The sequence below is a fragment of the Paenibacillus sp. ClWae2A genome (genome assembly GCF_032452295.1).
Classification (GTDB): domain Bacteria; phylum Bacillota; class Bacilli; order Paenibacillales; family Paenibacillaceae; genus Paenibacillus.
Window position 1 is genome coordinate 329060 of record NZ_JAULSQ010000002.1, and the last position, 21304, is coordinate 350363.

At 44.3% G+C, this 21304-nt stretch carries 18 protein-coding genes; 1 reads left to right on the forward strand and 17 read right to left on the reverse strand.

Annotated features, from left to right (window positions below; genetic code table 11):
* Positions 1-4: 4 nt before the first annotated feature.
* From fliI to QVE09_RS07635, 15 genes are all read right to left on the reverse strand, one after another.
* Positions 5-1324, reverse strand: coding sequence for a flagellar protein export ATPase FliI (gene fliI / locus QVE09_RS07565; protein WP_036609365.1), 1320 nt, complete (start codon positions 1322-1324; stop codon positions 5-7).
* A complete protein-coding gene (locus tag QVE09_RS07570; RefSeq protein WP_315936333.1) occupies positions 1311-2174 on the reverse strand; it encodes a FliH/SctL family protein in 864 nt (287 codons plus the stop codon). Before QVE09_RS07570 ends, fliI begins: the two co-directional genes overlap by 14 nt.
* A complete protein-coding gene (gene fliG / locus QVE09_RS07575; protein ID WP_047842476.1) occupies positions 2167-3183 on the reverse strand; it encodes a flagellar motor switch protein FliG in 1017 nt (338 codons plus the stop codon). Before fliG ends, QVE09_RS07570 begins: the two co-directional genes overlap by 8 nt.
* An 11-nt stretch (positions 3184-3194) precedes the next feature.
* The gene (fliF, locus tag QVE09_RS07580) at positions 3195-4778 is read right to left on the reverse strand and encodes a flagellar basal-body MS-ring/collar protein FliF (protein ID WP_315936334.1); all 1584 of its coding nucleotides are present in this window, start codon (positions 4776-4778) and stop codon (positions 3195-3197) included.
* A 137-nt stretch (positions 4779-4915) separates the two neighbouring features.
* Positions 4916-5227 carry a flagellar hook-basal body complex protein FliE gene (gene fliE, locus QVE09_RS07585; protein WP_315936335.1) on the reverse strand — a complete coding sequence of 104 codons (312 nt, stop codon included), beginning with the start codon at positions 5225-5227 and terminating at the stop codon, positions 4916-4918.
* 58 nt (positions 5228-5285) lie between these two features.
* Entirely contained in the window at positions 5286-5735 is a 450-nt protein-coding gene (gene flgC / locus QVE09_RS07590; protein WP_211081655.1) for a flagellar basal body rod protein FlgC, read from the reverse strand.
* Between the two features lie 6 nt (positions 5736-5741).
* Positions 5742-6149: a flagellar basal body rod protein FlgB gene (gene flgB / locus QVE09_RS07595; protein WP_036670359.1), complete on the reverse strand. Its 408-nt coding sequence runs from the start codon at positions 6147-6149 to the stop codon at positions 5742-5744.
* A gap of 953 nt (positions 6150-7102) precedes the next feature.
* A complete protein-coding gene (gene hslU, locus QVE09_RS07600) occupies positions 7103-8503 on the reverse strand; it encodes an ATP-dependent protease ATPase subunit HslU (RefSeq protein WP_076208906.1) in 1401 nt (466 codons plus the stop codon).
* 115 nt (positions 8504-8618) lie between these two features.
* Entirely contained in the window at positions 8619-9161 is a 543-nt protein-coding gene (hslV, locus tag QVE09_RS07605; RefSeq protein WP_076208907.1) for an ATP-dependent protease subunit HslV, read from the reverse strand.
* A gap of 26 nt (positions 9162-9187) precedes the next feature.
* Positions 9188-10531: an FADH(2)-oxidizing methylenetetrahydrofolate--tRNA-(uracil(54)-C(5))-methyltransferase TrmFO gene (gene trmFO, locus QVE09_RS07610; protein WP_370511405.1), complete on the reverse strand. Its 1344-nt coding sequence runs from the start codon at positions 10529-10531 to the stop codon at positions 9188-9190.
* A 51-nt stretch (positions 10532-10582) separates the two neighbouring features.
* Complete coding sequence (gene topA, locus QVE09_RS07615) at positions 10583-12682, reverse strand: type I DNA topoisomerase (protein ID WP_124114065.1); 2100 nt, start codon at positions 12680-12682, stop codon at positions 10583-10585.
* A gap of 116 nt (positions 12683-12798) precedes the next feature.
* Entirely contained in the window at positions 12799-13929 is a 1131-nt protein-coding gene (gene dprA, locus QVE09_RS07620; protein ID WP_315936336.1) for a DNA-processing protein DprA, read from the reverse strand.
* Positions 13930-14173: 244 nt separating this feature from the next.
* Complete coding sequence (gene sucD / locus QVE09_RS07625) at positions 14174-15103, reverse strand: succinate--CoA ligase subunit alpha (protein WP_036609382.1); 930 nt, start codon at positions 15101-15103, stop codon at positions 14174-14176.
* Positions 15104-15166: 63 nt separating this feature from the next.
* Entirely contained in the window at positions 15167-16327 is a 1161-nt protein-coding gene (gene sucC / locus QVE09_RS07630) for an ADP-forming succinate--CoA ligase subunit beta (protein ID WP_253433745.1), read from the reverse strand.
* A 243-nt stretch (positions 16328-16570) separates the two neighbouring features.
* Positions 16571-17026, reverse strand: coding sequence for a MarR family winged helix-turn-helix transcriptional regulator (locus QVE09_RS07635; RefSeq protein WP_036609387.1), 456 nt, complete (start codon positions 17024-17026; stop codon positions 16571-16573).
* A gap of 480 nt (positions 17027-17506) precedes the next feature.
* Between QVE09_RS07635 and QVE09_RS07640 the strand changes: the two genes are divergently transcribed.
* On the forward strand, positions 17507-19117 hold the full coding sequence (locus QVE09_RS07640; RefSeq protein WP_315936337.1) for a YifB family Mg chelatase-like AAA ATPase: 1611 nt from the start codon (positions 17507-17509) through the stop codon (positions 19115-19117).
* A 235-nt stretch (positions 19118-19352) separates the two neighbouring features.
* On the opposite strand, the gene QVE09_RS07645 is transcribed toward QVE09_RS07640, so the two are convergent.
* Together QVE09_RS07645 and QVE09_RS07650 are read right to left on the reverse strand one after the other, a co-directional pair.
* Positions 19353-19904: a nitroreductase family protein gene (locus tag QVE09_RS07645; RefSeq protein ID WP_074094554.1), complete on the reverse strand. Its 552-nt coding sequence runs from the start codon at positions 19902-19904 to the stop codon at positions 19353-19355.
* A 512-nt stretch (positions 19905-20416) separates the two neighbouring features.
* Entirely contained in the window at positions 20417-20962 is a 546-nt protein-coding gene (locus QVE09_RS07650) for a carboxypeptidase-like regulatory domain-containing protein (RefSeq protein WP_315936338.1), read from the reverse strand.
* Positions 20963-21304 lie beyond the last annotated feature (342 nt).

Consider the following 21304-nt stretch of genomic DNA (forward strand, 5'->3'; position numbering starts at 1 on the left):
CCATTCATCTCCTTGCAAATTCAAGAATCAAACGTTCCTGTACTTCACTTAAGGTGACTTTCTCGTCGACTTTCTGCTTGGTAAAGTTCCATATACTATCAATCTGATCTATCGATTCATCTATGGCTGCATTTGATCCCCGCTGGTAAGCCCCAATATTGATCAGATCTTCCGATTCTTTGTACACAGCCATCAAACGTTTCATATTATTAACGGCTTCCAACTGCTCTTCAGGAGCAATATCCTTCATAACACGACTTATGCTGGCTAACACATCAATCGCTGGAAAATGACCTTTATTCGCAATGGATCGATTTAACACAATGTGTCCATCCAGAATACCCCTTACCGCATCCGCGATCGGTTCATTCATGTCATCCCCATCGACCAGAACAGTGTAAAAGGCTGTAATCGAGCCCGTAGGTCCTGTACCCGCCCGTTCAAGCAGTTTGGGCAAACTTGCAAAAACCGATGGAGTATATCCTCTCATTGCCGGAGGTTCACCCACGGCCAGACCAACTTCCCTTTGTGCCATCGCATATCGAGTTACCGAATCCATCATAAGCATCACGTTCATTCCACGATCTCGGAAATACTCTGCAATCGTGGTCGCAATAACTGCTCCCTTGATCCGAATCAAAGCAGGCTGATCTGAAGTTGCAACAATGACTACGGAGCGTTCCAGTCCTTCTGGACCCAGGTCCCGTTCAATAAAGTCGCGTACCTCACGTCCACGCTCACCCACAAGCGCGATGACATTGACATCTGCTGCTGTATTACGAGCAATCATGCCCATCAGTGTACTCTTACCAACACCAGAACCGGCAAAAATACCTACACGCTGTCCCTTACCTACGGTCAGCAATCCATCGATAGCTCTTACACCAACACCCATCGTTTCAAGTACACGTGGACGATCCATTGGATTGACCGGCGTATTGGAGGTAGAGTACATCGGCATTCTTGATGGAAGGAGGGAACCGTCCAACGGTTGTCCAAGTCCGTCCAATACTTTACCGAGCAATTCGGATCCTACCTGAACACCGAGTGGTTTACCCGTACCTACTACATCGCAACCAGGACCGATGGATTGAAGTTCACCCAGTGGCATAAGCAGCACTTTGTTATCTCGAAACCCAACAACTTCGGCTTGAAGAGGCTTGGCCGATTTACCAGGATAGATATAACATACGTCACCGATACTTGCATCTGGCCCTTCTGACTCCACCATAAGACCAATGACCTGAGTAACTTTGCCGTTAATACGAACAGGATCGAACTGCCGCAAATGTTCCATGTATCGCTGTGAACTAAGAACCTTCATGTTGATTTCTTCGCTCCTCATCCTCAAGTGCTATGCGGACCAGTTCTTTTTTAATCTCGGCAAGCTGTGTATCAATTCTTGCATCTACACTTCCGAACGAAGAACGAATGACACATCCCTTATCTTTGACCGTCGAATCAGGCAAAATCTGCAGTTCTGCCTGTGAGTCAATGGACAGAGACAATTCTTCACGAGCTGCCTGTACAAATGTAAACTGATCAGGAGCAACACAAAGTGTGATTAAACCCTGCTCCCGTTTACGTGACAAACTCTGACGAATCAGTTCCAATGTATGATCGGGTTCAATGGTAAGTTGTTTATCAATGACCTTCTCAGCGATCCCGCAAGCGAGATCTACAAGAAACGGTTCGGCTTCCTGAATGATCTGATCTTTAGCTACATAAGCTTCCTTGAGCACTTCCTGGGCTTCAATCATCATCTTATCGATCTGCACCTGGAGATCCAGTTCAGCTTGTACTTTACCTTCTTCAAAACCCTGTTGGAAACCTTGTGAACGAAGCGCTTCAGTCAGATGTTCATCCTGTTGTCGTTGTTCCTGCCACCAGCTTTCGATCTGTTCACGGGCCTCTTGAAGCATGCGTTCTGCCTCTTCTGAAGCTTCACGTACTTGCTTTTCTGCAAACTCCTTGGCATCTTCCAGCATTTCTGCGGTAAGACGTTGTGTTTCTTCGTCCACGCGTGCTTGAAGTGTTTCTGCTTCAGAACCTTCAACACGATCACCGTATAATTCCGTTTCAGACTCCTCAGCACCACCATAATGATGATGATTTTCAAGTTTTTTGTGGTCATCAACGGGTACATACTGGAAAGATTTAATCAAATTAGACAATGATATCATCTCCTCCACCGCGTGCGATAATGATCTCACCGGCTTCTTCCAATCTGCGTATCGTTCCTACAATGCGTGTCTGAGCTTCCTCAACATCACGCAATCGCACAGGCCCCATGAACTCCATCTCTTCTTTGAATGTTTCGGACATCCGCTTCGACATGTTCCGGAACACAGCATCCCGAACCTCTTCGCTTGCCACCTTGAGTGCAAGTTGCAGATCTGCGTTGTCGATATCCCGAATAATACGCTGGATCGAACGATCATCCACATTGACGATATCTTCGAATACAAACATGCGTTTTTTGATTTCCTCTGCAAGCTCCGGATCCTGAATTTCAAGCGAGTCCAAAATGGTACGTTCTGTACCACGATCGACTCCGTTCAGAATCTGAACGATCGATTCGATACCACCCGCATTGGTGTAATCCTGCGTTACGGTAGAAGATAACTTCTGCTCCAGAACCCGCTCCACTTGAGAGATAACTTCTGGCGAAGTACTATCCATAACTGCCACCCGGCGAGCGACATCTGCCTGCTTCTCTTGTGGCAAGGATGACAGAATCGCTGCAGCCTGTTCGAACTGAAGATAAGACAGCACCAGCGCGATCGTTTGCGGACTTTCATTCTGAATAAAGTTCAAGATTTGATTTGGATCCGCTTTGCGTGCAAAGTCAAACGGTCTGACTTGCAGCGTAGCTGTCAAACGGTTAATAACTTCAAGTGCTTTTGAAGAACCCAGAGCTTTCTCCAGGATTTCTCTCGCATAATTGATACCGCCCTGAGAGATATATTCCTGCGCCAGACAGATCTGGTGAAACTCGGCCATGATCATGTCCTTTTCGGAAGAATCAACCTTGCGAACGTTGGCAATCTCCAACGTAAGTTGCTCAATCTCCTCATCACGCAGATGTTTGAAGATCTGAGCCGATACTTCCGGACCTAATGTAATCAACAAAATTGCTGCTTTTTGTCTGCCAGTCAAACCTTGACTGCTTGCCTTCGCCAATGCGTTCACCTCTATTCGTCAGCCAGCCATGTACGCAGCAGATTGACGAATTCGTCTGGCTTTTTCTTGGCCAAACTCTCCAATTGTTTGCGCACCTGACTTTCGTTCGTTACACTGTCCAGCGTAATGGACGGGAACTCTGTTGCTATTGGAAGAGGAATCTCTTCTTCTTCGACTTCGTTTTGTTTGCGGCGACGGCGTACTAACAAAATAACTACCGCTGCGATCAATGCCGCTATGAGTGCCCCTCCACCCCACATCATCGTTGAGGAAAGTTGGAAACCTGTATTGTCTGCAGAGGCAGTCTGGAATCCTTGTGACATGACTGAAACTTTCTTTGTCAGATCGGCGTCACTTATTACAGTGCCTGAGTCTGCCAGTGAAGCACGAACAATGTTAACCAAAATGTTCTCAATTGCGTCCTGAACCGGTCCCTGTAATTCTGTTTCTCCATTCGGTGGTTCAACTGCAACGTTAATGGTTAAGTCTTTTACAGTATATGGACTGGAAATAATATCCTTGGCGATTCGATTAACATCGTAGTTTATAGTGCTTGATGATTCTTCGGAGGTAGAGTTACCGTTTGCATCAGATGATGGATAACCCGGAACTTCCTCTTGTCCTGTGCCAGCAACTCCACCTGTTGGGTTGCTTGCGCCAGTGTAGCTCTTTTGAATCTCCTGCACACTGATCTCGATGCCTTTCATATTATCTACATCAACAGGTGTGACCAGATTTTCCTTACGTGTTTCTTTGTCAAAATTAAGCTTGGAGGCTACCAAAACATTAACTTTGTCTTCGCCTACAATCTGGGAAAGAAATTGCTTCACGTTATTGCGGACATCGTTTTCAAACTTTTTCTGTAATGCCATGTTTTCTTGAACTTCGGAAGACAACCCGCCACTGCCACCTCGGGCAGTTGGAATCAATTCTGCTTCATCTGTGTTCGTAATCGTGATGTTCTCAATAGGCAGATTAGGAATTGCAGTCTTAACCAAGTTAAAGTAGCCATCTACCGCTGCCTGATTGGGGTGATAACCCGGTTTGAATTGAAGAGCTACCGATGCTGATGCTTTGTCTTGTTCTTCTAAACCAGCAAAGATGTTATCTTTCGGCATATTGACCAGCACTTTAGCGTCCTGTATCCCTTGCATCCGCTGAAGCAACTGTTCAACTTCTCCGTTTATAGCGTTGTTGTACTTTACATCAAACTCTTTATCCGTCATCCCGATCGGGGATGATGACTCCTCGAATGACTTATACCCTAATGAACCATTCTGAATAATTCCTTGAGATCCGACATTCACCTTTGCAATTGCAACACTTGTACTCGGTACGGATATGCTCTTGCCATCTGAACTTAGTTTGTATGGAATGCTAGATGAATCGAGATAACTGATAACGCCCGCTGAATCACTTGCATTCAAATCTGTAAAAGCAACTTCATATTCGGTCTTGGACAATTGCATCGTGAGTACAACTGCAGCCAAAATCAGAAACAAGAAGGTCGATATAAATAATACTTTTTGCTTTTTGCTAAAACTATTCCAATACTGGGATGCCTTATCCCTGTACTGGGCAATTCTCTCATTCACTCTGTCACCCCATCCGAAACTTTGCTTAGTCTGTCCTTACTCAACCCTAGCCGTTTCATAGGTTGACGATCAGGAGCAGCATCGCAGCTGCTTTGTTGTAATGATCAGCGCTATTATCGAAGCGCAAGTAGGCTATTTTATAACTGCGTTCGCATAACTTCCTGATATGCTTCGACCACTTTGTTTCGGACTTGAGTTGTGAGTTGTAGGCTTAACAAGGCCTGTTCTGAAGCAATCATCACCTGATCCACATTCGCTTTGCCGACCAAAAATTGATTCGACATTTCATGCGATTGAGTCTCCTGAGCTGCGACGGACCCTAATGCATTCTGTAAGTATGTACCGAAGCTCTGAATGGTTTCGGCTGGTGTAGAAGGCTTACTTTCGGTTACACTCTTCATCTGTAGCGGTTGTATCCCCTGTGTGCTAAACATGTTGTTCTGAATCATTAATGTCCCTCCCCTTCATCCCTGGTTTGTATTTTTCTTATTTTCATTTCAAAGCAGATTATCTTCCAATCTCCAAGGCTTTGGAGATCATCGCTTTGGTTGAATTCAGTGCTGTTACGTTTGCTTCATAGGAACGCGAAGCAGAGATCATGTCGACCATTTCTTTCGCAATATCCACATTAGGCATATATACATATCCTTCTGCATTGGCATCCGGATGAGAAGGGTCATACACAGGCTTCAAAGGTGACTGATCCTCGCGAATCTCCGTTACTCTTACGCCATCTCCTGAACCGCTACCTCTCATCTGATTTTGCAGCATCGTACCAAATGACGTTTTATTCGGCTCAAGCACAACCATTTTACGTTTGTAAGGAACTGCTTCACCATTGGATACGCTCGCTCGCGTCGTCTCTGCGTTGGCAATGTTGGAAGATATAACGTCCATCCGCAACCGTTGGGCTGTCAGAGCTGAGCTACTGATGCTAAAACTATTACTAATGTTCAATTTAGGTTATCTCCCTTCCACGCCAACACGCATGATTTTAATTTGTTCGTTCACTTGCTGAATATAAGCGTTATAACGCAACTGATTCTCCGCCAGAAGACTCATTTCTCTGTCGATATCGACATTATTTTCGTTGTTATTCATGGAGGTTGACTGGTCCATATTAACTACTGGCGTTGGTACGGAAGAGGAAGGACCTATGACAAAATGCCTTGCATCAGTTACTTTACCTTTAAGAACAGGCATATCTCCATTCATTTGCCCTTGCAACATTTCTTCAAAAGAAACGTCCGAGCGCTTGAAATACGGGGTATCGGCGTTCGCGATGTTGTCAGCAATCGTTCGTTGTCTGATATTGGACGCATCGAGTGCACCTTGCAATCTTTTAAAGCTGATATCGTTTAAAAGATTCACAATCCCCCTCCTCTCTTTAGAAGTTATGGAAAAAGATTGAATCTTTCCCCTTAAAAATTCTTATGTTTTTTTCGACAAAAACATTCGTCTTTACACGGTTTTCTAGGACTTAAGTAGAATTAACTCTGATGTTGTCGTATAACATAAGTTTCTTCGAGTTTGGGATTTATTACAATAAGAAAAAAGCCCTATCTTTTCTGAAAGACAGGGCTTTTTGTGTATTTTCTGCAAATTATGAATTTTTTCGTAAATGTTCGGGCCCAAAACAAAAGTATGTTAATACTCTCCCTGATTGTTCTTAAACATTCTTAAAATAAAAAAAAACTTTCGAGTCTCAGCATGAACTTATAACGCCCGTAATTATGTATATTTCCGAATATTTCATAATTGATAATGTTAGAATTTTTTGCCGTTGTACTAAGGGTTTATGGACAATATGATAGGTATACATACAAAGCTATATATTAATCAATTGACAAGTTATCTTTCAATGATGAAGAAAACTAGTCCTTCCTACACAACACTTTCTTAACAATTAAGTGGAGCCTATATATTTTAATTTTAAGAAAACAATTAGTGGCTTCACACTTTTCTACAATTCATCATTTTGCGCATTTACGCAACATTTACCAACCTGTCGACTAAACCGATGACCAGACTTGGAATAAGAAAAATTCTTTTAATGGGAATCATTGGGTATGGAATGGAAGAATAACTACCACTCCGATATGTTTTAACTCCGTATACATGCGGCACAAGTCCTAGGTTTTGTCGATCCGTATAACATCCACACATCTTTTATCGGTTGTAACATCAAAATCCTTTAGATAGAAACAAAAATAAACGATATGCGTCAAGTAAGAGGGCCTTTGTGGATCACACAAATGTTCTCTACTTTCTTGCATACCGTTCATTTATAGCATCATTTTAACAACTACATTGCTAGTTCCATGTTACAGGATATACTGACTCAAATCACGATCAAGCGCAATATCATTTAATTTCTCCCGGACATACTCCGGAGTGATCACCATACGTTCCAGTGTAAGCTCAGGTGCCTCAAAGGATAAATCCTCCAAAAGCTTCTCAAGAATCGTATGCAATCGACGAGCACCTATATTTTCTGTATTTTGATTGACGGATTCAGCCAATTTGGCAATCTCGCGAATGGCCTCATCCGAGAACTCGATTTCAATATTTTCGGTACGCAGCAGATCAACATACTGCTTGGTCAGTGCATTTTGAGGCTCAGTCAGAATGGATACAAACTCCTCCAGTGTAAGACTGCTCAGTTCCACACGAATCGGGAAGCGCCCCTGAAGCTCAGGAATCAGATCAGAGGGTTTGGCGACGTGGAAAGCGCCAGCTGCCATAAACAGAATATAATCCGTTTTGACAGGACCATACTTCGTCATTACTGTAGAGCCCTCTACGATAGGCAGTATGTCACGTTGCACACCCTCACGGGATACATCGGGACCACTACCGCGCCCTTGACTGGCAACCTTGTCGATTTCATCTATGAAAATGATACCTGTCTGCTCCGCCCGACGAATGGACTCTTGTGTAACATCATCCATGTCGATCAATTTCCCTGCTTCTTCCTGGATCAACACTTTACGCGCTTCTTTAATAGCGAGTTTACGTTTTTTCGTACGACGAGGCAACAAGCTACCAAACATCTCCTGCATGTTCATGCCCATCTGATCATTACCTTGACCAGCAAACATGTCCATCATGTTAGGCGCAGTGTCCTCAACATCGATTTCAATGATGTCATCCTCCAACTTGCCAGATAACAGGTCAAACTTAATCTTACGTCGACGCTCCGCAACCCCTGTATCGGGTTCTGGCTCATCCTGCTCCTGAACGTTGTTACCATTATTACCAAAGATCATCTCAAAGGGATTACGCTGATTCTTGGACTTAGACTGTGAAGGAGCCAGAATATGTACAATTCGTTCGTTGGCAGCTTCTTCAGCTTTGTCTTTCACTTTTTCAGTCCGCTCCAGCTTCACCATCCGCAGTGATGTCTCAATCAGATCACGCACCATCGATTCAACGTCACGGCCAACGTAACCTACTTCGGTGAATTTGGTAGCTTCCACTTTCACAAATGGCGCACCTACCAGTTTAGCAAGGCGACGGGCGATTTCCGTTTTACCTACACCGGTAGGTCCAATCATCAAGATGTTTTTAGGCACAATGTCGTCCTGGGTGTGCTCAGGCAAAAGGCTACGCCGATAACGATTACGAAGGGCTACGGCTACCGATTTTTTAGCTTTCTTTTGACCTACAATATACTTGTCAAGCTCTGCAACAATCTGTCTCGGTGTTAACGCTTGAGTATTCATATTGCTTCCCTCCTACCAGTATGTTGAATTATTTTACCTAACAAGGACAAAGAATCCCCTAGACGTCCTGGAGCAGATTACAGAATCATGCTCCACTACGGGAGATTTCTTTGGCTTATAACTCTTCTACAATAATATTACTATTGGTATATACACATAACTCCGAAGCAATCTGAAGTGATTCACGCGCAATATCTTTCGCTTCCAGATTTACTGCATGACGTTTCAACGCACGCGCAGCAGATAAGGCAAAGTTTCCACCTGATCCGATAGCAATAACGTCATCATCCGGTTCGATAATCTCCCCGCCGCCTGAAATGAGCAGCATACCTGATTTGTCCATCACAATCAACAGTGCCTCAAGCTTACGCAAGATCCGATCCTGACGCCAATCCTTGGCAAGCTCTACAGCAGCACGCTGCAAGTTACCATGGTGCTCCTCCAGCTTGCCTTCGAATTTCTCAAACAGGGTGATCGCATCCGCCACAGAACCAGCAAAGCCAGCAACAACCTGTCCGCGGTACAAACGTCTTACTTTCTTGGCTGTATTCTTCATCACAACACTTTGGCCCATGGTCACCTGACCATCTCCTGCGATTGCAGCCTTACCATTATGACGAACAGCACAGATCGTTGTAGCATGAAATGACATATCCATGATATCAGCATCCTCCCACGAATAATTTATACGCGTTCTGGAACAGTTAGACCTTCTGCCGCAGCAAAACTAGTGATGCCATCCAGGGCACGCTGTGCAAGAGCTTCATTTTTTTCCTTTTTGTTACGAATCTTCGTTTCAAGCTTCGGCAACAAACCAAAGTTTGCGTTCATTGGTTGGAAGTGCTTGAAGTCAGCAGTTGTAATATACTGAGCCATACTGCCAAGTGTTGTTTCTACCGGCAATACTACCAGTTCCTGCCCAAGTGCTGCTTTGGCTGCGTTCATGCCGGCAATAAGCCCTGATGCAGCAGATTCCACATATCCTTCTACACCCGTCATCTGACCTGCAAAGAACAGGTTTGGACGCTCTTTAAACTGATACGTCGGAAGAAGTAGTTTAGGAGAGTTAATAAATGTATTACGGTGCATTACGCCATAACGAACGAACTCTGCATTTTCAAGTCCAGGAATAAGGGAAAAGACACGTTTCTGTTCTCCCCATTTCAGATGCGTCTGGAAGCCCACCAAGTTATACAGGGTTCCAGCTGCATTGTCCTGTCTAAGCTGAACGACCGCATGTGGCAACTCTCCTGTATGAGGGTTAACCAGACCTACCGGTTTCATTGGACCAAACAGAGCCGTCTGTTTTCCGCGTTTCATCATCACTTCGATTGGCATACAGCCTTCAAAGTAGATTTCTTTCTCAAACTCTTTCAATTGAGCGACCTCAGCAGTAATGAGAGCTTCATAGAAGACATCAAACTCTTCTTCTGTCATCGGACAGTTCAGATATGCCGCTTCACCCTTATCATAACGGGAGGCCAGGTACACCTTGTTCATATCAATCGAATCTTTTTCAATGATCGGTGCTGCTGCATCATAGAAGTAGAAATATTCCTCACCCATAAGTGCCTTGATTTGCTCAGACAATGCCGGTGAAGTCAAGGGACCCGTGGCAACAACAACGATGCCATCTTCCGGCAGGGAAGTTAGTTCTTCGTTCACTACTTCGATGAGTGGATGCTGATGCAACGTAGACGTAATCTCACCTGAGAAGCCATCACGGTCCACAGCAAGTGCCCCACCTGCGGGAACGGCATGCTTGTCTGCCGCAGACAATACGAGAGAATTAAGCATTCTCATTTCTTCTTTTAACACACCCACTGCATTGGTCAATCCATTCGCACGCAGCGAGTTGCTACATACCAGTTCTGCAAATTTATCTGTATGATGAGCTGGCGTTTTCACAACAGGTCTCATCTCGTATAATTTTACGCGTACGCCGCGACTTGCAATCTGCCAGGCCGCTTCTGTTCCTGCCAGCCCGGCACCAATAACGGTTACTTGTTGTTCATTCGTCAAAATCATTTACCCCCATAAAGCAATTTCATATTTCACTATAATTGATTCACATATATACTAATCTGCTGATTCGTCATCCGGTTCATCCACCGGCTCCTGATGATCACATGAAGTGCACTGCAATCGTGCTCCCTTTTTGTTCCGCTTTTCAATCATTAGCGATCCGCAACTTGGACATGGTTTGGCTGAAGGTCTGTCCCATGAGACAAAATCACATTCAGGATATTTGTCACAACCGTAGAAAATACGTCCCTTTTTACTACGACGCTCAACAACATGACCTTCCTTACATTTCGGACAAGTCACGCCTATATCCTTGATAATCGGTTTGGTATTCCGGCAATCAGGGAAGCCAGAGCACGCAAGAAACTTGCCAAAACGTCCGAGTTTATAAACCAGCGGTTTGCCGCACTTCTCACAGATCTCATCCGATACTTCGTCTTCAATCTCGATTTCTTTCATTTCTTCTTCCGCAAACTCAAGGCGTTTCTCAAAAGATTCATAGAATTCTGCGAGTACTTTGACCCAATCCTCGGAACCTTCCTCTACATGGTCAAGATCACCTTCCATGTTTGCGGTGAACTCTACATTCAGGATTTCCGGGAAAAACTCTTCCATCTGTTCGATGACCAGTTCGCCAAGCTCGGTCGGCATGAATTTCTTTTCCTCTATCGCAACATATCCGCGCTTCTGAATGGTCTCCAGCGTTGGCGCATATGTACTCGGACGCCCTATACCCAATTCCTCAAGCGTCTTAACCAACCTTGCCTCCGTATATCGGGGTGGCGGTTGTGTAAAATGCTGTTTTGGCTCAATCTCCTGCTTCTCAAGTACATCTCCACTTTTCAGCGGAGGCAGCAGACGATCTTCATCGGTGGTACCATCGTCGTTTCCTTCAACATATACCTTCATGAAACCTTGGAACCGTACCTTCGAACCTGCTGCACGGAAAATGGTGTCCCCCGCAGCAATATCTACAGAGAGTGTATCCAGGATAGCCGAAGACATCTGGCTCGCTACAAAACGTTCCCATACCAGTTTATACAACCGGAACTGATCGCGACTCATGAATGACTTGATTGAGTCAGGATCACGCAGAATTGAAGTTGGACGAATCGCTTCATGCGCATCCTGAGCATTAGCTGCTTTTTTAGAATAGTTTCGTGGAGTCTCAGGTGCAAATGGCTCACCATACTTACCAACGATATATTCTTTGGCTTCTTCTTGAGCAGATGCCGCAATTCGTGTGGAGTCCGTACGCATATACGTGATGAGACCTACTGTGCCTTCTTTTCCAAGGTCTACACCTTCATATAGTTGTTGGGCGACCGACATCGTCTTGGAAGCTCTGAAATTCAATTTACGCGCCGCTTCCTGTTGCAAAGAACTCGTCGTAAACGGGGCGGAAGGGTTACGGCTCCGTTCTTTCTCTTTAACTTCCTTGATCGTAAAGTCTGCACCTTCGATCTGTTTCAGGATCGCTTGCACTTCCGCTTCACTGCCCAGCTCTGTTTTGGCCCCGTTCAGTTTATGAAACTTGGCTTCAAACGGATTGCCGTCTGCTGTCAGTTTGGCGGTAATGCTCCAGTATTCTTCCGGCTCAAAATCATCAATTTCATTTTCACGATCTAAAATGATTTTAACAGCCACGGACTGAACCCGGCCTGCAGACAAACCTTTTTTCACTTTCTTCCATAATAACGGACTAATTTTATATCCAACGAGCCGATCCAGAATACGTCTTGCCTGCTGCGCGTTAACCAAATCCATATTGATTTTCCGCGGCGTTTTGAACGCATCTTTAACCGCCTGTTTTGTAATTTCATTAAATACAACCCGGCAATCTGCCGTATCGTCCAGTTCAAGGGCATGGGCCAAATGCCATGCGATAGCTTCACCTTCGCGATCCGGGTCAGCTGCGAGATACACTTTTTTCACTTTCTTCCGTGCATCCTTCAGTTCTTTCAAGATTGAACCTTTGCCGCGGATCGTAATATATTTCGGATTAAAATCATTCTCTACCTCAACGCCGATCTGACTCTTTGGCAAATCGCGAACATGCCCCATCGAAGCTTTTACGATGAACTTGCTGCCTAAATATTTGCCTATCGTCTTCGCCTTTGAGGGCGACTCCACGATTACGAGTGCATCCGCCATAGGTTCATCCTCCTCTCAGTCATGAAACTGTCATGAAACTGTTTCTGTAAGCTTATGCATAGTTAATAACTTCTGCTAATTATATATTTCCATGCACTACGTAGGTTGTAGCTTCGTCATACCCTCGCGTATTTAGTGCCTGGTAATTGGCTAATCTGCTTTTTTATGATTAAAGATAACAGAACTGAATGCAAATGTCCAAAATCCCAACCAAGCAGCTCAACCAGTTGATCCAATGATTGTTCTCCCTGTTCCAACAGATAAATCACGCGTTGTTCATCTGGAGAGAGCTTAACCTCAGCGAATATCCCTCGCCCGGAAGGCTCGGTTGTTTCGGTCGAACGTCCTCTATTGTAAGGAAGTTGTTCTGCATTTGGCAAGCCCAATCGATACTCTTCCAATACATCTGCTGCACAAGTGACCAATTTGGCCCCTTGACGGATAAGATTGTGTGCTCCCCGACTTTTCGGCGATGTAATAGGTCCAGGGACTGCAAATACATCCCTGCCTGCTTCAAGCGCAGCATCTGCTGTAATGAGTGAACCACTGCGAATGTCAGCCTCAACAACCAATGTTCCCAGTGTCAGACCGGCAATGATTCGATTCCGTTCCGGAAATAATCCCTGGCGCGCTCTCGTACCTGGTGGATATTCCGACAAAAGCAGACCCGTCTCCGCGATTCGCTCGGCGAGACTTGTATTTTCGGGTGGGTATATATTATCAATTCCGGTTCCGAATACTGCAATCGTTTTTCCTTTAGCATGTAGTACTGCCTCATGACACACGCTATCAATCCCGCGGGCAAGCCCGCTTACAATCGTCAGTCCTGCATTGCATAATTGCTCTGCCAGCTTTTCTCCAACTTTGCGGCCATACACAGTCGGCATACGAGTTCCCACCATGGCAAGGGACGAGTTGTGTAACAAACTTATATCCCCTCGACCATACATTACCCAGGGAGGCTGAACGGTTTCCTTCATTAATATGGGATAATTCTGATCCAGGTAAGTAATAACCTCTATCCCCTGATTGTAAAGGGATTCTCTTTTACTCTCAATCCAGTCGATATTAAATTGACTAGCCAAGCGGGCAGCCTGATCTTTGCGCAAACCTGCCGCAGTCCAGTCACCTTCCTCATAATTCAAAAGATCGGACATTTGATGTTGTCCCAGAATCAGTTTAGAGATTGTTTTCTTGCCAATACCCTCCATCTCATGCAACCCAAACAAGATCCATCGTTCTTCCATACCATAAACCTCCCAGAGCGGGAAGAGAATCTTCCCTCATATTGTGTGTTATGTGATCACGGAATGCAAGCGTTTACGCAGATGAGGGGCAATTCCTCCCCCTTTTCCCATAAAAAAACGCAAAAAAGCAACCCTTCGCCCTGTTCAAGGACAAAAGGTTGCTTACCTTTTCCGTAACCATAATAGTCGGTCTACCAGAAATAAATCATTTCCGAGCCGTTTCTTCTATTATAACGAAAAAGAATTAATGTGTCGTGCACAAATTCAAAATACCGCGTTCCTCAAGTACACTCACCAAAGTCGAACCCATCTCAGCAGGAGTTGGGGCTACTTTGATTCCACATGATTCCAGCTTCGCAATTTTCTCTTTGGCTGTACCTTTACCGCCAGAGATAATAGCGCCAGCATGGCCCATCCGTTTGCCTGGAGGCGCTGTTACGCCACCGATAAAGCCAACAACCGGTTTGGTCATGTTTTCACGTACCCAATCTGCAGCATCCTCTTCAGCAGTACCACCAATCTCACCAATCATGATGACCGCATGAGTCTGTGGATCTTCATTGAACCGTTTGAGGATATCAATGAACTCGGAGCCTTTTACAGGGTCTCCCCCGATTCCTACAGCAGAAGATTGTCCAATGCCACGTGTCGTCAGTTGATGAACGGCTTCATAGGTAAGTGTTCCACTACGGGAAACAACGCCTACGTGCCCTGCCATATGGATATAACCAGGCATGATACCAATTTTACATTCGCCTGGTGTAATGACACCTGGACAGTTTGGTCCGATCAGGACGGTATTTTTACCTTCCATGAAGCGATCAACCTTGATCATGTCAAGAACCGGAATACCTTCTGTAATACAGATTACGAGGTCCAATTCAGCATCAACAGCTTCCATAATGGAATCTGCTGCAAATGCAGGAGGAACGTAAATGACGCTCGCTGTTGCGCCTGTAGCTTCCTTCGCTTCCTGCACAGTGTTGAACACCGGAAGACTAGCTACTGTACCGTCTTCCAACGTGATATCCACATTAGTTCCGCCTTTACCCGGTGTAACTCCGCCTACCATCTGGGTTCCGTAGTCCAATGCGCCCTTCGTGTGGAACATTCCCGTTGAACCCGTAATGCCTTGCGTAATGACTTTTGTATTTTTATCGATCAAAATACTCACGTTGCTTCACATCCTTACGGTTATTTTTCAATTCCCGGACAGCTCCGGTACTAAGGAATGAACTTATTTTACGAGGGCAACAATTTTCTGTGCACCATCGGCCATGGAATCAGCAGGAACGATATTCAGGCCAGATTCACCCAGAATACGTTTGCCAAGCTCCACGTTAGTTCCTTCAAGACGAACAACCAGCGGTTTGGTCAGGCCAAGCTGCTTCGCGGCTTCAACAACACCATTGGCGATAACATCACAGCGCATGATGCCACCGAAAATGTTAACAAAGATCCCAGCTACTTTGGCATCTGACAAGATGATCTTAAATGCTTCAGTCACCTTCTCTGTTGTCGCACCGCCCCCAACGTCAAGGAAGTTGGCCGGGTCTCCACCGTAGTATTTGATAATGTCCATCGTTGCCATCGCAAGTCCCGCACCATTGACCATACAGCCGATGTTGCCATCAAGTGCTATGTAGCTGAGGTCGTATTTGGAAGCTTCGATTTCTTTTTCATCCTCTTCATCCAGGTCACGCAGTTCCAAAATGTCTTTGTGACGGAACAGTGCGTTGGAGTCAAAGTTCAATTTCGCATCTAGCGCGATAACGTTTCCATCTCCGGTAACAACGAGAGGATTGATCTCGGCAATAGAGCAATCTTTTTCGACAAATGCAGTGTACAGCGCAAGCATGAACTTAACGGCTTTGTTTACCAGTTCATTCGGAATCTTAATGCTGTAAGCCAGTTTACGGGCCTGGAACACTTGCAATCCAATAGCAGGGTCAATGATTTCTTTGAAAATTTTCTCAGGTGTAGCTTCAGCTACTTCTTCAATCTCAGTACCGCCTTCTTCGGAAGCCATCATAACTACACGGCCCGTGGCACGGTCCACAACAACACCCACATAATACTCTTTGCGGATATCGCATCCTTCTTCAATCAGAAGACGTTTCACTTCTTTGCCTTCTGGTCCAGTCTGGTGTGTTACCAATACTTTGCCCAGAATTTCTGAAGCATAGGCACGAACTTCCTCCGTACTCTTCGCCACTTTTACGCCGCCGGCTTTACCCCGGCCACCTGCGTGAATTTGCGCTTTAACAACAGTCACCGGACTGCCCAGTGCCTCTGCGGCCGCAACCGCTTCATCGACTGTATAAGCAACCTTTCCGTTTGGAACGGTAACTCCATACTGTTTCAGTACTTCTTTTCCTTGATATTCATGGATATTCATTCTCGAATCCTCCTATCAACATGACTGCAACAAGGCGGGTTGGTAGACTAACAAAAGACAAATGTTGACTATTTTCACTTAAACCCAATTCATTGTAACACGTTTTTAAAACGCTTTCCTTAAAAAATTAATGGTTAATAGACAGTATTTTGATATGAGTATGATCCCATATTGTGAATGCTTGGGTATATATGGAAAAAACCTCAGCTAAAAGCTAAGGTTTCCTTGATGTAAAACTACATTTTATTTTTTGGCTGCGTTAGTGTTGGTTTCGTGAACTTTCTCCAGCAATCCTTTGAACTGACCCAGCAATGTTTCAAACTCTGTACTGTTCAAACACGCATCTCCCTGAATGGATTCAGGTATAGATAATGCCTTGTTCCGCAACTCACGGCCCGAGTCGGTTAGTGTAATTAATACTTTTCGTTCGTCCTGAGCTGAGCGTTCGCGATTAATAAGTCCTGCTGACTGCAAACGTTTGAGAAGTGGTGTCAACGTTCCCGAATCGAGATAGAGAGCCTCCCCGATCTCCTTAACCGTACATTCTTCACGTTCCCACAAAACCATCAACACTAAATACTGGGAATACGTTACGCCAAGTACCTCCAGATAAGGCTGGTACATCTTAGTAATCTCACGTGAACAAGCATATATGGCAAAGCATAATTGGTTATCCAGCTTCAAACTGTCAGTCTGCATATGTCTTTCTCACCTACCTATTGTGCATTCTATTCCTTATAACACAGGAACTATAAATCTATCTTATCACAAATTAGAAAAAAAACAGAATAATTGAGCACAAATGATTTTACCATTCAATTTAATTATGTTAAATTAGATTGTGTAAAATATAATAACAAATAGATGACCAGCATTACATCCTCTTGATTTAACAACAATAATAGATAAGTCCAGCGAACAGATTCACGCTTTCTCAGGCCAAATTTAATAACCATAATGCAAGTTCATACTTAAAGCATTTTCACCAATGCTATCTAATGATTTCCTTCCAGAACTAAAATTCAGGGATCAGGAATGATGACTACAACAATGATAATGACAGGTTGACTCCATGATTCCTTTTATATAAAATGCTTAGTAGAAGCTGAGGAAGCACCTTAATTCGTAGACTGGCCCGTGATATGCGGAGTCAAGAATCGAGTGAGGTGTTTCTTTGTCATGTACGGGAAATTACACAGTGCGTGTTTGTACGGAATTGATGGCGTTCTAATCGAGGTGGAAACCGATTTATCCAATGGTCTGCCACAGACATCCATCATCGGTTTACCGGATTCAGCTATTCGTGAGGCCGTTGAACGTGTTCGTGCAGCGATCAAAAACTGCGGATATCAGTATCCTTTACAGCGGATCACAATCAATCTGGCCCCCGCTGATCTGCGCAAGGAAGGATCTTCCTTTGATCTAGCCATTGCTATTGGTTTACTTATGACAAGCGGCCAGCTTGCACTTCCTCCCCAGGAACGGACACTAGTGGTTGGCGAACTGGCGTTGGACGGTTCGATCAGGTCCGTGCCCGGCATTTTATCCATGGTGGATTTGGCCAAACGACAAGGCTTTACTTCCGTGCTTCTGCCTTTGGATAACGTGGAGGAAGCTTCACTGATTCGAGGCATCCAGGTGTTTGGCATTCGTCATTTACAAGATATTGCTCCAGAAAACCCAGATCAACCCGCTAGTTCAACGGGAATACCAAATAATTCAAATGCAGGACCAGTCGTGTTGAAAAATTATGCTCATCTCGTTGCTCCTATAACAGATAATACTCTCAAGATGGTGGATAAAAAGTCGAATCAAACACCATTATTGGCAGATGACTATAGTGATGTTCTGGGTCAGCATCATGTAAAACGCGCGCTTATGATTGCTGCAGCAGGCATGCATAATATACTGCTCGTTGGACCGCCAGGCACGGGCAAAACGATGTTAATCAAACGTTTGCCTACCATCCTTCCGCCTTTGTCAGAAGATGAAGCGTTAGAAGTAACTAAAGTATTAAGTGCCGCAGGCAAGTTAAAAGAAGCGCCTCAAGGCCTGATTGCAGACAGACCTTTTCGCTCGCCTCACCATACAATATCCACCTCCGGTCTGATTGGAGGCGGTGGTATCCCAAAACCGGGTGAAGTAAGCCTTGCCCACCGGGGCATATTGTTTCTGGATGAATTACCTGAATTCCAGCGCCAAGTGCTGGAGGTATTAAGACAGCCGTTAGAGGATCGCACAGTGACAATTAGCCGGGCACGGGCTGCATTCACCTTTCCGGCCCAGTTCATGCTTGCATGTTCCATGAATCCCTGTCCCTGCGGATATTTGTCCGCTCATTCGGAGGAGCAACGCTGCATATGTAGTCCAGCACGTGTTGCCGCGTACCGAGCTAAAATTTCAGGACCACTGCTGGACCGCATTGATCTTCAGGTTGAGGTTCCTCCACCAGGCGAGTGGCGCAAGTCTGCTGTTTCCCCTTCCTCCGAAGAAATGCAGGCAAAAGTGATCCATGCTCATCAAATTCAGGCTACACGTTATGCAAAAAGTTCGGTTCGTTGGAATAGCCAGCTTTCCGGTACGCTTTTGCGAAAAACGATCCATCTCCCTCAAGAGGCAGAGCAACTGTTAGAGCAAACGCTGCAAACGTTAAACCTGAGCATGCGTGCACATGATCGGATTATCAAAATGGCACAGACCATTGCCGATCTGGACCATGAGGGTGAAATTGTGACAGCTCATGTGGCTGAAGCCATCCAGTATCGTCAATTGGATCTGAATTTATTTTGAGAAGCATATGAAGGAAGGGAAGAACAGGTTTTCCTACCAAAAGGCAGTGAAATGGGCATGAGCCTGTAGACAACAGAGGAAGATCGAGAAGGATTTCTTATGCAGATTCTACACTACAAATGCGCCAACATGACAAAAAACGTACAAGCCCTCCTCTTCTGTGAAGAAAGGTACTTGTACGTAGATTTCCCTGAAACATAAGGGGATCGTATATAGCTAAGTTTACAATAATTTATTATTCGAAAAGAGTGAGTTTGTCCTTCGCTGGGGTGCGTTCTTTGGCAGAAGGAATAACATCAGGGTACCCCATATAAATCATGCCTACAATCTTCTCTCCCGCCTCTATTCCAAGTGGTTTGCGGAATTTGGGAGCGTACAAGAATGGCTTGGTCACCCAGAATGTACCAATGTCTTCACTCCAGGCTGCAAGCATAAAATTCTGAACCAATGCACTGACCGCAGCGAAGTCTTCGTCCCAGATATTCTGTCTTGGATCTTCTTCCAGCACGACAAGCATAACAGATGGAACTTGCATAATATTGGCTGAGAATTTGTTGTCTTCACCCATTTCTGCATCAATAGCCTCAGCCAGTTTCTTCCGTCCATTTCCGGTAAACAACAAAAATCTCCAAGGTTCACGCAGTTTATGGTTCGGAGCCCAGACTGCGGTGTCCAGCAACTCTATAATCTGCTGTGTCGGAACAGCTTCTTTTTTAAATTTTTTCACCGTACGACGGTTTTGAATCGCATTTCTGACTTCATTCGTTGTTTTCGTAGCTTTACTCATCGGCCGTACCTCCTGTTTATAAATAACATATGACATCACTACATCAATAGACCGTAGTAATACTCGCTTGACTACGATAAATCTTAAAGAATTATTTTATATATTCAAACTACATCCTTAATTATACACTCTTCTCAACTCGAGATTCAAAGCAGCTGAGTTATTTAACTGAAATAAAAAAAGCGACTCTTCATTGAATCCTCGGAAGGTCGATTGGAGTCGCTAGTTAACAGTATTCTAATTATAAATATTTCGAAAGATGCAATTATAAAAAAATAAGCATTTATGATTAAAATTCAATCTTTTCAATCTTTTCAACAAATTCACCCGATCCTTCAAACGTACCTTACTATAATATTCGACCGTTTTGACATCAGGTGCATAGAATTTTACAGGTTCGTTGTATGTGATCCATTTTCCTCCGTTGATACGATACTGTGTTGATTGGATCTCTGTCCCATTTAGTTTATCAGTTGAGCTATGTCGGGTGTATCCATCAGCTGTAACGAGAATTATAGCTGATGGATACACCCGCTTACCAGATAATCACCTCTCGCATCAGTCACTGCTTCTCCATTGACACTAACCTTGGCAGCAGCAATTGGCCTTCCATTCTCATCTACAACCTTCCCTCGAACATGTGCGGCTTTTTCCAATATCACATTCAATTTACGGGTTACTCCCGGACTAATCCCTAAACGATCCTGAACATATGGAACATACTCCTCTTTGTCTATCCATATTGCAATGTTTGGATTATAGTCATAATCAATACCCGTAACCGTGTATATGCCTCTTTGATTTGTTTTTACGGGCTTGTCGTACAGACCAGTTACTTTAACTACTGCGCCAGCCACAGGATTTCCTTCATCATCTGTGACTGTGCCCACCATTATGGATGGTTCATAAATATAAAAATCAAGGTGATCAGTACTTGATAGCTTAACAACAGTATTTTCTTTGGCCGCACTGGCAGTTCCAGTGTGCACGACACTAAACAATACAGAAACTAAAAAAAACATTACAAAACGAACCATCCATGGAGAACGATTAGACATCACTGATTTCTCTCCTCATCCAATTTATTTAGCAAGACGTTTAAGTACTTAAGCTACTCTTTGTCTAGCTCACAAGTAATTCAAGTTTCCAGAACTCCCCATCCCAGACATATTGCCAAATGCTTTATCCTCCGTTCATGGTTTTACTAATATCCAGCACTTCCATCCGAGGGCACTCCCATACTTGTTTTACTGTGTTTTTCGAAGTATTCTGAAGCTCTTTCATACAACTCACCAACCTCTCTTTAAATTTCAACTTTCTTAGTTCATTACAAATGATACATTTTGTATCTATAAATTTCTGAAATAAATGATTTTATTATTGATACTCTTGTCTTCTGT